Here is a 15,371-nt window from a genome sequence, read left to right as displayed (position 1 = left end):
GGCCGGCCGCCGTGCGGGCCAGCTAGTGCTTGTCGTTCTCCGACTTGGAGGCGAGCGTCGTCTTCTGCACCTGGAGCAGGAACTCGACGTTCGACTGCGTCTCGCGAATCTTCGACGTGAGGATCTCGAGCGCCTGCTGCGTGTCGAGGCCCGAGAGGACGCGGCGCAGGCGCCACATGATCTTGACCTCTTCGGGCGAGAGGAGGTTCTCCTCGCGACGCGTGCCGGAGGCGTTGACGTCGACGGCCGGGAAGATGCGCTTGTCCGCGAGCTGGCGGGACAGGCGGAGCTCCATGTTGCCCGTGCCCTTGAACTCCTCGAAGATGACCTCGTCCATCTTGGACCCGGTCTCGACGAGCGCGGTCGCGAGGATGGTGAGCGAGCCGCCGTTCTCGATATTGCGCGCGGCGCCGAAGAACCGCTTGGGCGGGTAGAGGGCGGCCGAGTCGACACCGCCGGAGAGGATGCGGCCCGAGGCCGGCGCGGCGAGGTTGTACGCGCGACCGAGGCGCGTCATCGAGTCGAGGAGCACGACGACGTCCATGCCCATCTCCACGAGGCGCTTCGCGCGCTCGATCGCGAGCTCGGCAACGGTCGTGTGATCGTCGGCCGGACGGTCGAACGTCGAGGCGATGACCTCGCCGCGGACCGAACGCTGCATGTCCGTGACCTCTTCGGGCCGCTCGTCCACGAGGACCATCATGAGGTGGACCTCGGGGTTGTTGACCGTGATCGCGTTCGCGATGGCCTGCAGGATGAGCGTCTTGCCGGCCTTCGGCGGGGAGACGATGAGGCCGCGCTGGCCCTTGCCGATCGGCGCGACGAGATCGATGACGCGCGGGCCGATCTTCTTCGGGTCCGTCTCGAGCCGAAGGCGCTCGGACGGGTAGAGCGGGACGAGCTTGGTGAACTCGACGCGACCCTTCATCTCCTCGGGCGTCTTGCCGTTGACGGTGGTGACGCGAACGAGGGCGTTGAACTTCTGGCGGCCACCCTGGCTCTGGCGGTTATCCTCGCCGTCGCGGGGCGCGCGGATCGCGCCGACGACGGCGTCGCCCTTGCGCAGCCCGTGCTTCTTGACCTGCGCGAGCGGCACGTAGACATCGTTCGGGCCCGGAAGGTAGCCGGACGTCCGGATGAACGCGTAGTTCTCGAGCACGTCGAGGATGCCGGCGACGGGCACGAGCACGTCGTCCTCGGTCACCTCGGTCTCGTCGACGTCGGGGCCCTGGTTGCGGCGTCCGCTGCGGTCCCGCATGCGCTCGTTGCGGTCGCGGAAGCGCTCGTTGCGGCCGCCCTGCTCCTGGAAGCCGTCTCGCTCGCGGCCACGGCGGTTGCGGCGGTTGCGGCGGCCTCCGCCGTCCTCGCCCTCGCCCTCGTCGCGGCGGAAGTCCTGGCCGCGCTCCTGCTGCTGCGCGCGGTCCTGCTGGCCGCGGTCCTGCTGGGCGCGGTCCTGCTGACCGCGGTCCTGCTGGCCGCGATCACGGCCGCGACGACGGCCTTCGCCGGCCTCGGCCTGGGACTCGGGCTGTCCGGCCTCGGCGGAGGCCTGCGCGGGCGCCTCGGCGGGAGCGGCCTCTGCCGCTGCCTCGGCGGGCGCGGCCTCGGCGGCGACCATGCCATCGCTCGTGGCGCGGCGATTGCGGTTGCGCGTGCGCGGCTGGCGCTGGCCCTCGGCGGGCGCGGCCTCGGGGGCCGGGGCCTCGGCCGCGGGAGCAGCGGTCGCCTGGGGTTCGAGCGCGGCAGCGGCTTCCGGCGCCTCAGCCTCGGCGGGCGCCACTACGCCGTCGCTCCCAGCGCGACGACGCGTGCGGCCACGGCGGGCCTGTGCCGTGGCCTCTTCCGAGGGCGCGGCTGACTCCTTGGGCTCTACCGCAGCGGCCTCGGCCGGCACGGTGGAGGCGGCCGGTGCGCTGCGGCGCACGGGCTCGCCCTTCTGGTGCGCTGAGATGGCGGCCACGAGGTCGCCCTTGCGCATGCGGGAACCGCCGGTGATACCCAGCTGGGAGGCGAGCGCCTGAAGCTGCGCGAGCTTGAGGCCCGCGATTCCCTTGGACTCGGCCGAAGTCGAGGCGTCCACTGCTGGGTTCAGCTCAGTGGTCTGTGTCACGAAGGATCCTTCCCCGTCGACTGCGGCTCGTGTGAAGCGCCGCATCGTGTTCGTGACCGCGGACAGAATGCGGTCAGGGTGGCTGCCCCACCATGCTGCGGAGACCAGGCGGGGCACACTGCAGATTCGCCCCAAGCATTCGGAGGGGACAGCGCCTCTGCGACGGCGGCAAGCGGGCTGACCGGCTGCGGAGCTGGATGGGACGGCATTAACAGCGGATCGGCAGGCGCCGTGAGCACTCCTGCACAGATGCGACCCTTCCGAGGGCTGCTGTCAGGAGGCTTGCTGGGCGGAAGCTACCGCGAATGCACTACTACTTTAGCACCTTCGGCGTCGACATCGAGCCGCATGACACGCCACGTCGTCGCCCTCTCGCCGGCGATCCCCGTGTCGAGCCCGCGCGCGTCCGCGCCGTGGGCAAAGCGCTCGACGGCGGCCTGCACCTCATCGGCCTCGGCTGCGCCCGCGGCGAGGGCCAGGACAGTCGGTCCCGCGCCCGAGACGACGGCGGCGTGGCCCTCCGCGCGCAGGCGCTTGATGAGCTCCGCGCTCGGCTGCATCGCGGATTCGCGATAGCTCTGGTGGAGGTAGTCCTCGGTGCCCGGGACGAGCAGTGACGGGTCGTTCGTGAGCGCGTGGACGAGCAGCGCGGCGCGTCCCGAATTCGCGGCGGCCGCATGATGCGGGACTGACGAGGGCAGGAGCGACCGCGCGAGCTCGGTCGAGAGCTCGTAGTCCGGGATCGCAACGATGGGAACGACGTCGGGGTGGACGCGGGCGACGGCGGTGCGGAACGCCTCGCCGTCCTGCCACGAGAGCGCGAGCGAACCGAAGATCGCCGGCGCAACGTTGTCCGGATGGCCCTCGATCTCGCTGCACAGCTGCAGGACCCACGCGCGGTCCGGGCGATCGGCTGGGTCAACGAGCTCCACAGCCACGAGCACGGCCGCAACCGTGGCCGATGCGGACGAGCCGAGGCCTCGTCCGTGCGGACTCACATTGTCGGCGGCGATGCGCAGCCCCGAGCGGCTGTACCCGAGGCGTTCGAGCGCGAGGTCGATCGTCCGCACGACGAGGTGGCTGCCGTCTCGCGGCAGGGTGTCCGCCCCCTCGCCGCTCAATGCGAAGCCCAGCTCGCCGTCGTCGGCCGTTTCGACGTCGACGGTGTCGTAGAGCGAAAGGGCGAGGCCCAGGCTGTCGTATCCCGGGCCGAGGTTCGCGCTCGTGGCGGGGACCCGGACCGTGATGCGCTGGCCGGGCGCGACCATACGGAGTGTGGCCGCGCTGGCCGCCGCAGGTGCAGTCATCGCGCCGACGACTCCAGTCCGAGCGCCGCGGCGACGCTCACGACGTCGTTGGAGACCTTGACCGGCTCGACCTGGCCGCCGCCCTCCGTGCGCAGGGCCCACTGCGGGTCCTTGAGGCCGTGGCCCGTCACAGTGCACACGATCGTCTTCCCAGCCGGGACCCTGCCCGCCTCGTGCATCTTGAGCAAGCCGGCGACGCTCGCGGCGGAGCCGGGCTCAACGAACACGGCTTCCTTCGCGGAGAGCCAGCGGTGCGCGGCGAGGATCTGCTCGTCCGTCACCGCCTCGATGAGGCCGCCGGATTCGTCGCGCGCCGCGACGGCGGTGTCCCACGACGCGGGATTGCCGATGCGGATCGCGGTCGCGATCGTCTCGGGGTGCGAGATAGGGTGGCCCGCGACGAACGGCGCCGCGCCCGCGGCCTGGAAGCCCCACATGACGGGGAGCTTCGTCGAGACTGCATCAAGCGTCCGCGCCTCGTCGCCCCCCTGTGACTCGTACTTGGTCTCCGCCGCGTACTCCTTGTAGCCCTTCCAATACGCGGAGATGTTGCCCGCGTTGCCGACGGGGAGCACGTGGATGTCCGGCGCATCGCCGAGCGCGTCGACGATCTCGAAGGCGGCCGTCTTCTGGCCCTCGATGCGCGCCGGGTTAACGGAGTTCACGAGGAACACCGGGTACGCCTCCGCGAGCTTGCGGGCGATCTCGAGGCAGTCATCGAAGTTGCCGTCGACCTGGAGGAGCGTCGCGCCGTGGGCGATGGCCTGGCTCAGCTTGCCCATCGCGATCTTGCCCTCGGGCACGAGGACGGCGCACGCGAGCCCCGCCGTCGTCGCGTAGGCCGCGGCGGACGCGGACGTGTTGCCCGTCGACGCGCACACGACGGCCTTCGCACCTGCCGCCACGGCCGCCGTCATGGCCATCGTCATGCCGCGGTCCTTGAACGAGCCCGTGGGGTTCATCCCCTCGACCTTCAGGTACACGTCGGAGCCGGTCAGGGCCGAGAGCTTCTGGGCGTGGACGAGCGGCGTGCCGCCCTCGCCAAGAGTGATGACGCGGGTGGACTCGGTGACCGGCAGGCGGTCGGCGTATTCGCGGATGACTCCGCGCCACTGGTGGGCCACTAGACTCCTTCGACTCGGAGGACGCTCGTCACGGATTCGACGACGTCGAGGTTCTTGATGTCCGCGACGGTCTCGGCGAGGGCCTTCTCCGACGCACGGTGGGTCACAAAGCGCAGCTCGGCGCGGCCATTGCCGTTCCCGGGCACGCCGCCGTCGATCGTCTGGCGCATGGCCTCGATCGAGACGCCGTGCTCCGCGAACACCGCAGCAACGCGCGCGAGGACGCCCGGCTGATCGGCGACTTCGAGGCCGATGCTGTAGCTCGTCGAGACCGCGTCGACGCCGACGATCGGCAGCTTGCGGGTCGCGGTATCAGTGCGGCCGGGCGCGCCGGCGACGATGCGGCGCGCAGTCGAGACGAGGTCGCCCATGACGGCCGACGCCGTGGGCCGCCCGCCCGCGCCGGCGCCGTAGAACATGAGCTGTCCCGCGTTCTCGGCCTCGACGAACACCGCGTTGAATGCCCCGCGCACGGCCGCGAGCGGGTGCTCGCGCGGCAGAAGCGTCGGGTGCACGCGTACGCTCGCGCCTTCCCCGCCGCGCTCGCCTCCCCCAGCCTCGCCGACCCTTACGAGTTCCGCGATCGCGAGGAGCTTGATGACCAGGCCCGAATCCCTCGCCGCCTCGATGTCGGCTGCCGTGACCTCGGTGATCCCCTCGCACCGGACGTCGGCGAGGGCCACGGGCGTGTGGAATGCGAGCGTCGCGAGAAGCGCGGCCTTGGCAGCGGCGTCGTAGCCTTCGACGTCGGCCGTCGGGTCTGCTTCCGCGTAGCCGAGGCGCTGGGCCTCCGCGAGAGCATCCCCGAACGTCGCTCCGGTCTCCTCCATCTGGTCGAGGATGAAGTTCGTCGTGCCGTTCACGATGCCGAGCACGCGGGTGATGCGGTCGCCTGAGAGGCTCTCGCGAATAGGCCGGATGATCGGGATCGCCCCCGCGACTGCGGCTTCGAAGCTCAGCTCGGCGTTGTTGCGGTCCGACTCCTCGAAGAGCGCCGGACCGTCCTGCGCGAGGAGCGCCTTGTTGCCGGTCACGACCGATGCGCCGTTGCGCACCGCGCGCAGGATGAGCGACCGCGCCGGCTCGATGCCTCCCAGGAGCTCGACGACGAGGTCCGCCCGGTCGACGAGCTCCTCGGCATCGACCGTGAACAGCTCGCGCGGCAGGTCTACCTCCCGCTTCGCGTCCGGATTGCGCACGGCGATGCCAATCAGCTCAAGGCGCGCGCCCGCGCGGGCCGCGAGCACGTCGGCGTCCTCGAGCAGGATGCGCGCCACTTGGCTGCCCACGTTTCCGCAGCCCAGAAGGGCCACTTTCAACACAGGAGCATCGTTGCGCGCCTTGGCCTCCGCGGCTGCGGACGGCTCCGGCCGCGTCTCAGTCTCGGTCATCCGGTCTCCCATCGGGGTTGTCACACTCCCATGTCGCGGGAGAGCAGATCCTGTTCAGTTTCGCCGCGAACGATCCATCGCGCAGAACCATGACGGACTGCGACGACGCCAGGGCGGCCGAGGTAGTTGTAGTTGCTCGAGAGCGCCCAGCAGTAGGCACCCGTGCCGGGGACGGCGACGAGGTCGCCGCGGTGGGCGTCCGCGGGCAGGTAGACGTCCCGCACAACGATGTCGCCGCTCTCGCAGTGCTTGCCCACGACGCGCGTAAGCTGGGGCGCCGCGTCGGACGTGCGCGAGGCCAAGACCGCAGAATAGTCGGCGTCGTACAGCACCGGACGCGCGTTGTCGCTCATGCCGCCGTCGACCGAGAGGTAGCGCCGCACCGCCGTCGTCCCCGCGGCCTCCTCCGTGCCCGGCATATCGACGACTGGCACATCGACGACTACATCTTTGACCGTCCCCGCCCGGTACAGCGTGAACGTCGTCGAGCCGACAATCGCGCGCCCCGGCTCGATCGAGATGCGCGGCGGCGTAATCTTGAGCTCACGGCAGGTCGAGCGGACGACGGCGGCCATCGCCTCGGCGATCTGGGCGGGCGGCCTCGGGGTGTCCACCGACGTGTACGCGATGCCGTAGCCTCCGCCGAGGTCGAGTTCGGGCAAGGCGACGTCGTAGGCCGAACGCATCGCCGCAAGGAACGTGAGGAGCTTCACCGCCGCGAGCTCGAAGCCCTCAGGCTCGAAGATCTGCGAGCCGATGTGGCAGTGCAGCCCGAGCAGCTCGATGCTGTCGTGCCCCGCGGCCGCCGCCACCGCTTCCTCCGCCGCCGAAACGGCGGCCGCCGCCTCCGGCCCGGACTCCTCCGCGACCTCGGCCTGGAACTCGACGCTCGCCGTCCCCGGCGCCATCGAGAGACCGAACTTCTGGTCCTCGTGGGCCGTCGCGATGAATTCGTGGGTGTGGGCGTGCACCCCGGGGGTCAGGCGCAGCATGACCTTCGCGCGGACCTCGCGCCGTTCGGGATCGGCCTCCGCGCGGGCAGCCGCAATCGCCGCGACCCGCTCGAGCTCGTCGAGGCTGTCCACGACGATCCGCCCGACGCCCAGGTCGAGCGCGCGCTCGATCTCCGCGTCCGACTTGTTGTTGCCATGGAGTCCGAGGGAGGCGCCGGGGAGGCCGGCCTTCACAGCGACGGCGAGTTCGCCGCCCGAGCACGTGTCGAGCCGCAGGCCCTCGTCGGCGGCCCACGCGGCGACCGCCGAACACAGGAAGGCCTTCCCCGCGTAATAGACGTCCACTCCCCCGCACACGTCGGCGAACGCGGCGTCGAACGCGTCCTTGAACGCCCGGGCCCGTGCGCGGAAGTCATCCTCGCTCAGGACGAAGAGCGGGGTGCCGAACCGCTCGGCGAGCTCGCCCACGCCGAGGCCGCCCACGGTGAGCTCGCCGCCCGGGCCGCGTTCGGCGTCGTGCGCCCACATCTTGGCCTCGAGTGCGTTGAGGTCTGCCGGCACGTCCAGCCAGGCAGGCGCAAGTGGCGAGCCGGGCGCCGTCGTGGCGGGAACCGCGGTCTGCTCCGTCATCGCTACATCCTCTCCGGCGCGGAAACGCCCAGGAGATCGAGTCCGTTCGCGAGCACCTGGCTCGTCGCGTCGTTGAGCCACAGGCGCGTGCGGTTGACGTCCGTGACCTCCTCGTCGCCCTGCGGCGCGATGCGGCAGTTGTCGTACCACGAGTGGTAGGCACTCGCGATCGTCTCGAGATGGCGGGCGACGCGGTGCGGCTCGCGGAACTCCGCGGCCTTGCCGACGATCGACGGGTACGCAGCGAGATGCGCGAGGAGTTCGCCCTCGGTCGGATGGGTGAGCAGCGCGGCGTCGAACGCGTCGCGCCCGTCGACCGCGCGCTCGACGCCCGCTGCGGAGGCGTTGCGCGCAGCGCCGCGCGAGCGCGCGTGGGCGTACTGGACGTAGTAGACGGGGTTCTCGTTCGAGTGCTTGCGCAGGAGCTCGGGATCGAGCGTGAGCGGCGAGTCCGCGGGGAAGCGCGCGAGCGAATAGCGCACCGCGTCCTTGCCGAGCCAGTCGATGAGGTCCTTGAGCTCGATGATGTTGCCCGCGCGCTTGGAAAGCTTCGCGCCGTTGACCGAGACGAGCTGGCCGATGAGGATCTCGATGTTCGCCTCGGGATCGTCGCCCGCGCACGCCGCGATGGCCTTGAGCCGGTTGACGTAGCCATGGTGGTCCGCGCCCAGGAGGTAGATCTTCTCGGGGAACCCGCGGTCCTTCTTGGACAGGTAGTAGGCGGCGTCGGCCGCGAAGTACGTCGGCTCGCCGTTCGCGCGGACGAGGACGCGGTCCTTGTCGTCGCCGAAGTCGGTCGTGCGCAGCCAGACCGCGCCGTCGGCGTCGAACACGTGGCCCTGCTCGCGAAGGCGCGCGACGGCGGATTCGATCGCCCCCGAGTCGTGCAGCCCGTCCTTCTCGGAGAAGTACACGTCGAAGGAGACGCCGAACGCCGCGAGCGTCGACTTGATGTCTTTCATCTGCGCCTCGTACGCGGCGTGGCGCACGATCGGCAGCGCCGCGTCGTCGTTGAGCTCGCGCACGTCCGGGTGCGCGACGAGCACCTCGTGGCCGAGGTCGACGATGTACTGGCCCGGGTAGCCGCCCTCGGGCACGTCGCGCCCGTGGAGGCGCGAGAGCACGGAGTTCGCGAAGACGTTCATCTGGCTGCCGGCGTCGTTGATGTAGTACTCGGCCGTGACGTCCGCGCCCGAGGCCCGCAGGACGCGGGCGATCGAGTCGCCGAGCGCCGCCCAGCGCGTGTGCCCGATATGCAGCGGGCCCGTCGGGTTGGCGGAGACGAACTCCATGTTGACCACGTGGCCGGCGAGCGCCTCGTTGCGGCCGTAGTCCGGGCCGGCCTCGACGATCGCCTTGGCGAGTGCGCCCGCGGCCGCGGCGTCGAGCGTGATGTTGAGGAAGCCCGGGCCGGCGACGTCGACGCTCTTGACGCCCTCGAGCGCGGCGAGGCGGCCGGCGAGGATCTCGGCGAAGGCGCGGGGGTTCATGCCGGCCTTCTTGCCGAGCTGGAGCGCGATGTTCGTGGCCCAGTCGCCGTGCTCGCGGTTCTTGGGCCGCTCGACTCGAATCTCGTCCGGCACGTCCACGGCGATGTCCCCGGCGCGCACGGCGTCGGCAAGGCAGGCGGAGATGGCGGAGGAGAGTTCTTCGGGAGTCACGAACCTAGCCTACCGGCGGCGTGCCGCCGCCTTGAAACCGCGCGGGCTCGGCCACAATGCTCACCACTCCGGGGTCGTCGTCAATGTACCGGGGGCGGCAGATGACCCAGCCTGCGACGGCGAGGACCACGAGGGTCACCCCGAGGAACGCGAACGACGCCGTCCACCCGCCCGTCGCGTCGTGCAGGATGCCCGCGAGGAGCGGCCCCGAGCAGGCAACCGTATAGCCGATGCCCTGCGCGAAGCCCGAGACAGCTCCCGAGGCCCGGTGCGAGCGCGTCCGGAGGTTGATGAGGACGAGGGCGAGCGGGAACGTTGCCGGGCCGAGCCCGGCGAGCGTCGACCACAGCGTCGTGGCCGTCCCGGGCGCAAGCCAGAGGCCGAGGTAGCCAGCAACGAAGCAGGTGACGCCGAACGCCACGACCGCGAACGGGTTCCGCAGGCGGCCCGCGAGGAGTGGGACGACGAGGCTGATCGGGAGCCCGAGACCCGAGAATATCGCCAGCTGGAGGCCGGCGTCGCCCGCGCTGAGCCCCGCGCCGGCTGCGATCGAGGGAAGCCATGCGAAGAGCGCGTACGTATTCAGCGACGTGCAGCCGAATAGGAGCGCGAAGGCCCACGCGGCCGGCGAGCGCCACGGGCGGACGACGGCGTGCGGCGGCTCGGGCGCCGTCGTCGCCCTTGCCCTCGGCGAGGACGACGGCGCACCGCGCCGAGCCCACGGCCCGAGCCACGGGATCATCGCGACCACGTTGAGCAGTGCCCACGAACCGATCGACGTACGCCAGCCGGCCACATCGGCGACGGGGACAGCGAGGAGCGGCGGCACAGTGGTGCCGAGGCTGATGACGGTGACGTAGAGCGCCGTCATGAGGCCGATGCGCCTCGGGAAGTACTTCTTGACCATGGGCGGCAGCACGACGTTGCCGGCGCCCATGCCCGCGAGCGCGAGGGCCGAGCCGACAAGGAAGAGCCACGTGCTCGGCGCGAACGCGCGCATCGCCTGGCCAACTCCCGCCGCGACCATCGACGCGATCGCGAGTGCCTCGACGCTCCAACGTCGCATGAACGTCGGAGTGACAAGGCCCGCGATCCCGAAGAGCGCGGTCGGGAGCATCCCGAGGATGCCGACGAGCCACGTCGGGAGGAAGAGCTCCTTCGAGATGTCGGCGGTGAGCGGCGGGACACTCGTGACGGCGGTGCGGAGCGTGAAGGCGACGATGAGGATTCCGAAGGCAGCGACGGCCCCTGCGCTCGTCGCCGCGCGCGAGACTTGTGTGGCGCCCCTTGATGCTTCGTCTGTCCCGGCTTCGCTCACGGAACGACGCTACAGCAGGGGCTCGCCGAGGGACGTCACCGCGGGCGCCGGCTCCTCGTGATTCCTGCCACGATCGCGAGGGCAGCCCCGATAACGAACAGGCCCGCTCCGCCGACCAGGAGCACCCTCTCGATCCCGAACATCGAGGTCGCCTGAAGATAGATGCCGTGAGGTATCTGCTCCTCCAGTGAGTCGAGGTGTGCGTACCGAACGAAGTATGAGAACAGCGCCAGGGCTGAGAAAAAGAGTCCCGCAACGCTTAGCGCAACATATACGGGAAACAAACCCATCGTCAATTGCCTTCCCACGCCAACCCCCCTCCGAAGACTTAGCCCGAGACCGAACCCCAGCCGCCCTCTAGGTAATTGCAATTGTAGACAGCCATCGTTGCCCAATTCCATGCTGGCCGCCATGACTCGAGATTATATTCCGGCAACGACGCAGGAAATCCAGCCAAATGACAGTAGAACTGTTCTTGGATGCTGGTGGTCCAGCGCCACGCCGCCCCACCCATCTTCGAACGAACCTCGTCGCGGTGCGCCCACCAAATCGAAGGCGCGGTGTTGGCGCCGCCCCATAACGTGGGCTTGACGTTGACCTTCCACCCGCCATTCGCGTCATACCACCACGGCTGGTAGTACAGATCAGCCCCCAGCCAAGGATCGGCCACGACAGGGTATGAAACTTCTGTGCCTAGATGATCGCCAAAGCAGCACCCCCAACCCCGGAGACGCCATCCAGCTTCACGGCATCCTTGCCAACTTCCGGCGCGATCCTCGCTACGGACTCATCGGGTGGTGTAGGCGGGGCTGCCGTCGACGGCGCCAGCCCAGCCAGCAGCAGCACCGCCACCGACCCTAGAACGAGCGTCGACCTCTTGGCATGACTGTTCATGATTCCCCCATTCGAAACCGCGTGCACCAGAACAATCCAGCTGAGCCCCGCGATAGCGCTAAAGAAAGCGCCACCATCGCGTTTCAGTTTGTCACTTCAGGCTAACAGGGCGATTCGAAAGTGTCACCGGATTTCAATGAAAAATTTTGAAGGGTACTGAGGCGCCGACTGCCCATTCGTCACAAATGAGCCATTTCTGTATCCGATATAGTGACGCAATCTCTCGACGATTCCGGTCGATCATCAGCCTGTAACCGATTGCTCGCCACGGACCATTACCGGACCGACTGCGCAACAGGAGCGGGCCCCAAGAGTTGAACACAGCACTGCGGCAACCACCCGGGCTTCCTGGCCCGGCTCCGTCGGCCAAGACCCACGAGCAACTCACAGCCCACGCACAGTCCTCGCGACGGTGAACCCCGATCCGCCCCGCTACGTTTAATGGACAACCATCGGTCCCGAGCCGATGGACCGACGCGTCACCACGACCCGATCACCCAGGACCCATGCCCATGCCCTCCGCTCCCATACACCGCCCTCGGCCGCTCCCCGCGCGGAAGCTCGTCCTGACCGCGCTGGCCGGCGCATCCCTGGCCGGGACGATCGCCGGATGCGCGCCATCGGCGGCGAACGCAGGCCAGGCCGGCGGGGCGGGGTCGCAGCTGACGACGACGCCGACCACCGCTGCTGCGTCGGGCGGCACGTCGGGCTCCTCAGGTTCCCACGCGTACCACGACGGGACGTTCAGCGCGGACGGCCACTACTCGTCGCCCAACGGGCCCGAGACCGTGGGGGTCACACTCACGCTCAAGTCCGGCGTCGTCACGGACGTGCAGATCACCGAACATCCGACGAGCGCGAACACCCGGCTGTTCCAGAAGCACTTCGCGTCCGGCATCAAGGACGTCGTCGTCGGGAAGAAGCTCGACGATCTCAACGTCAGCATCGTGGCGGGGTCTTCGCTCACCGGCCAGGGCTTCAACGACGCGGTGTCGATCATCAAGAACGAGGCCTCCTAGGAGAGGCATGGAGTCCTTCACATTCGAGGCGATTGGGACACTTTTCGAGGTCCGCACCGACGAGCCGCTCGGCGATGCCCTCGAATGGGCGCTCCTGCGCGAGGTCGAGCGCTTTGACTGGGTGTGGTCCAGATTCCGCCCGGACTCGATCGTGGCGCAGATGCGGGCGGGCAGCGGCCGCTGGGACCTCCCGTCGGAAAGCTCGCGGCTCGCCGAGCTGTATGCGCGCCTCTACCGCGTCACACGCGGGGCGGTGAACCCGTGGGTCGGGTCTAGCCTCGAACGCATCGGCTACGGACCCGGCTACGAGCTTGTCCCGTCCGGCGCCCCCGAACCAGCACCGCTGTGGGACGACGACCACCAGTGGGAGGGCACCGCCGTCGTCCTCTCCCGCCCCGGCGTGCTCGATATCGGCGCCGCCGGCAAGGGACTCCTGGTCGACCTGCTCGGTTCGATCCTCGCGGAGGCCGGGCACCCGGCCTTCGTCGTCGACGGGAGCGGCGACATCCTGCACGCCGGCCTGGCCCCGCTCCGGGTTGGCCTCGAGCACCCGTACCACGCGGACCAGGCGATCGGCGTCGTCGAGCTCGACGGGGCGGCGCTGTGCGCGTCGTCGGGCAACCGCCGTGCGTGGGGCGACGGATTCCATCACCTCCTCGACGCGCGGACGGGCGCGCCGGTGCGCTCGATCGTTGCCACGTGGGCGACGGCGCAGGACGCCATGACGGCGGATGCGCTCGCGACGGCCCTCTTCGTCGCCCCCGGCGAGGATCTCGCGGCGGAGTTCGCCACCGAATCCTCGGTCCCAGAGTGGCTTCAGGTCTTCGCCGACGGGCATGCCGAAGGCACCCCGTTCTTCATGGGAGGCCTCTTCTCATGACGCCGATCCTCACCGCCCCCAGCGCGGCCAAGGTCCGCCTCGACACTGCGCTCGGACGGATGAGCCCGTACCGGCTCGTCCTGTCGCTGCTCGCCGTGCTCGCGCTCTACAGCATGGTTCTCGACGGGCTCGGCTGGCTCACGTTCGGGGTGCCCGCAATGCTCGCCTCGCTCGCGGTGTGCGTGACGGTCTCATACGGCGTGAACCGCGGCGTCGCGGCGCTCTTCCGCGTCCGGCCACACACGGAATCGGCCCTCGTCACGGGGCTGCTCGTCTACTTCCTGTTCTGGCCGAGCCTGGCCCCGACCGATCTCGCCGCGACGGCCCTTGCGTGTGCGGTAGCCGCGGCCTCCAAGTACGTCCTTGCGTGGCGGGGCCGGCACGCCCTCAACCCGGCCGCCTTCGGCGCGTTCGCCGTCGGGCTCACGGGGTGGAGCGCGGCCGCCTGGTGGGTCGGGACGCCAGCCATGCTCTGGGCCGTCGTTCCATGCGCCCTCCTGGTGCTGTACCGCGTCGAGAGACTCGCGATGGCGGGGGTGTTCGCCGTCGTCGCCCTCGCCGGCACGAGCGCCGTCCTCGGAGCGGCGGGCGTCGCCCCCGGGCCGACGTTCACCCAGACCCTTGCGCAGGGACCGCTCGTGTTCTTCGCGGGGTTCATGCTCTCGGAGCCGGTCACGGCGCCCGGCCGGCGGATCCACCAGCTCGCCTACGCCGCCGTGATCGCGGCGGCCTATGCGCTCCCGTTCGGCCTCGGGCCGATCAGCGGTTCGCCCGAGCTCGCGCTCCTCGTCGGCAACGCGCTCGCATTCGCCCTTGGATTCTCCCGCGGCCTCGACCTCCGCTTCGTCGAGCGGCGACGGCTCACCCCCACGTCCCACGAGTTCGTGTTCGTGCCCCACCGCCCCGCGCGCTTCCTGCCGGGCCAGTACGCGGAGCTCTCCCTCCCCCACGCCGGCAAGGCTCTTGCCGGAAGTCGCCGGACGTTCAGCTTCGCGAGCGCGCCCTCCGCGGACGTCGTGACGTTCGGGGTCGGGACCGCTCCGCCGGTCTCGCCCGCGAAGCAGGTCCTGCTCGACCTCGTCCCCGGCCAGCGCGTGCAGGCCGCGACCGTGGGCGGCGACTTCGTGCTTCCGCGGAATCCCGCGGTACCGCTCGTCTTCGTCGCGGGAGGCATCGGCCTCATGCCGTTCGCCTCGATGCTCCGCTCGCTCAAGAGCACCGGCGAGGCGCGCGACGTCGTCTTCCTCATCTCGGTTCCCAGCGCGGACGAGCTCGCGTTCGCCGACGTGCTCAAGGCGTCGAAAGCCCGGGTCATCGTGAGAACGTCCGACGGCGACGCGCCGCCCCCTTTCGCTGAGGACGCCGGGCCGGCCCTGTTCAGCGCCGCGCGACTGCGCGAGCTCGTGCCCGACATCGCCGAGCGGACAGCGTACGTCTCGGGCCCGCCGTCGTTCGTCGGCGCGGTCGCCCCCGCGTTGCGGCACGCGGGTGCTCGGCGCGTGCGGCGGGACGCCTTCTCGGGATACTGAGCAGCGTTCGGCGGCCTCGCCTTCAGGCGTAGGCTGGCCGTGGTCGGCACGACCCGCACCTCGTAAGGAGAAGCCATGGACCAGGACATCCAGGGACGCATCAAGCAGCTCATCGACGAGGAGCACCGCCTGCGGTCGGCCGTCGGCGAGGGCACCATGACCGCTGACGAGGAGCATGCGCGGCTCCGCTCGATCGAAACCGAGCTCGACCAGTGCTGGGACCTCCTGCGGCAGCGGCGCGCGAAGCGACAATACGGGGAAAACCCCGACGACGCCGCGGCCCGCTCCGAGGACGTCGTCGAGAAGTACCTCGGGTAGCCGCCGACCGGCGTGGCGCCTTGCGCTCCCCCCGGTTTGCGTGGGCGGGGCGGGCACCTGATAAGCTCGATAAGTCCCCTCGGGAGGCGGCGGCGCTGCTCTAGTGCCGCGATTCCCGGGACACATGGGCCCTCGTAGCTCAGGGGATAGAGCGTCTGCCTCCGGAGCAGAAGGCCGTAGGTTCGAATCCTATCGAGGGCACCATCGTCGATGGCCCCGCCGTTCACTCGGCGGGGC

Annotated in this window: 13 protein-coding genes and 1 tRNA gene; 5 read left to right on the top strand and 9 right to left on the bottom strand. The window is 70.0% G+C overall.

What is annotated here, in order from left to right:
* Window positions 1-22: 22 nt before the first annotated feature.
* From rho to RBS12_RS06870, 9 genes are all read right to left on the bottom strand, one after another.
* Window positions 23-2,110, bottom strand: a complete 2,088-nt coding sequence (gene rho, locus RBS12_RS06910) for a transcription termination factor Rho (RefSeq protein WP_307965340.1) — start codon at window positions 2,108-2,110, stop codon at window positions 23-25.
* A gap of 296 nt (window positions 2,111-2,406) precedes the next feature.
* Complete coding sequence (gene thrB / locus RBS12_RS06905; RefSeq protein WP_307965339.1) at window positions 2,407-3,417, bottom strand: homoserine kinase; 1,011 nt, start codon at window positions 3,415-3,417, stop codon at window positions 2,407-2,409.
* Complete coding sequence (gene thrC / locus RBS12_RS06900) at window positions 3,414-4,541, bottom strand: threonine synthase (RefSeq protein ID WP_307965338.1); 1,128 nt, start codon at window positions 4,539-4,541, stop codon at window positions 3,414-3,416. The genes thrB and thrC overlap by 4 nt, the downstream gene beginning before the upstream one ends.
* Window positions 4,541-5,932: a homoserine dehydrogenase gene (locus RBS12_RS06895; protein ID WP_307965337.1), complete on the bottom strand. Its 1,392-nt coding sequence runs from the start codon at window positions 5,930-5,932 to the stop codon at window positions 4,541-4,543. Before RBS12_RS06895 ends, thrC begins: the two co-directional genes overlap by 1 nt.
* A gap of 20 nt (window positions 5,933-5,952) precedes the next feature.
* Window positions 5,953-7,515: a diaminopimelate decarboxylase gene (locus RBS12_RS06890; protein WP_307965336.1), complete on the bottom strand. Its 1,563-nt coding sequence runs from the start codon at window positions 7,513-7,515 to the stop codon at window positions 5,953-5,955.
* A gap of 2 nt (window positions 7,516-7,517) precedes the next feature.
* Window positions 7,518-9,176, bottom strand: coding sequence for an arginine--tRNA ligase (argS, locus tag RBS12_RS06885; protein WP_307965335.1), 1,659 nt, complete (start codon window positions 9,174-9,176; stop codon window positions 7,518-7,520).
* 4 nt (window positions 9,177-9,180) lie between these two features.
* A complete protein-coding gene (locus tag RBS12_RS06880; protein WP_307965334.1) occupies window positions 9,181-10,494 on the bottom strand; it encodes an MFS transporter in 1,314 nt (437 codons plus the stop codon).
* A 35-nt stretch (window positions 10,495-10,529) separates the two neighbouring features.
* Window positions 10,530-10,802: a hypothetical protein gene (locus RBS12_RS06875; protein ID WP_307965333.1), complete on the bottom strand. Its 273-nt coding sequence runs from the start codon at window positions 10,800-10,802 to the stop codon at window positions 10,530-10,532.
* Window positions 10,803-10,822: 20 nt separating this feature from the next.
* Window positions 10,823-11,164, bottom strand: coding sequence for a DUF2599 domain-containing protein (locus RBS12_RS06870; protein ID WP_307965332.1), 342 nt, complete (start codon window positions 11,162-11,164; stop codon window positions 10,823-10,825).
* 730 nt (window positions 11,165-11,894) lie between these two features.
* On the opposite strand from RBS12_RS06870, the gene RBS12_RS06865 reads away from it, so the two are divergent.
* The 5 genes from RBS12_RS06865 (at window position 11,895) to RBS12_RS06845 (ending at window position 15,338) form a co-directional block, all read left to right on the top strand.
* Window positions 11,895-12,407, top strand: a complete 513-nt coding sequence (locus RBS12_RS06865) for an FMN-binding protein (RefSeq protein WP_307965331.1) — start codon at window positions 11,895-11,897, stop codon at window positions 12,405-12,407.
* Between the two features lie 7 nt (window positions 12,408-12,414).
* Window positions 12,415-13,287, top strand: coding sequence for an FAD:protein FMN transferase (locus tag RBS12_RS06860; RefSeq protein ID WP_307965330.1), 873 nt, complete (start codon window positions 12,415-12,417; stop codon window positions 13,285-13,287).
* The gene (locus RBS12_RS06855; RefSeq protein ID WP_307965329.1) at window positions 13,284-14,816 is read left to right on the top strand and encodes an oxidoreductase; all 1,533 of its coding nucleotides are present in this window, start codon (window positions 13,284-13,286) and stop codon (window positions 14,814-14,816) included. The genes RBS12_RS06860 and RBS12_RS06855 overlap by 4 nt, the downstream gene beginning before the upstream one ends.
* 75 nt (window positions 14,817-14,891) lie before the next feature.
* Window positions 14,892-15,134, top strand: a complete 243-nt coding sequence (locus RBS12_RS06850) for a DUF2630 family protein (RefSeq protein ID WP_307965328.1) — start codon at window positions 14,892-14,894, stop codon at window positions 15,132-15,134.
* A gap of 128 nt (window positions 15,135-15,262) precedes the next feature.
* A tRNA-Arg gene (locus RBS12_RS06845) sits at window positions 15,263-15,338 on the top strand.
* The last annotated feature ends 33 nt before the right edge of the window (window positions 15,339-15,371 follow it).

This window comes from Sinomonas sp. ASV322 (assembly GCF_030908245.1).
In the GTDB taxonomy this organism is placed as follows: domain Bacteria; phylum Actinomycetota; class Actinomycetes; order Actinomycetales; family Micrococcaceae; genus Sinomonas.
The sequence above is the reverse complement of the archived record's forward strand: the minus strand, read 5'-3'. Positions and strand labels throughout refer to the sequence as shown.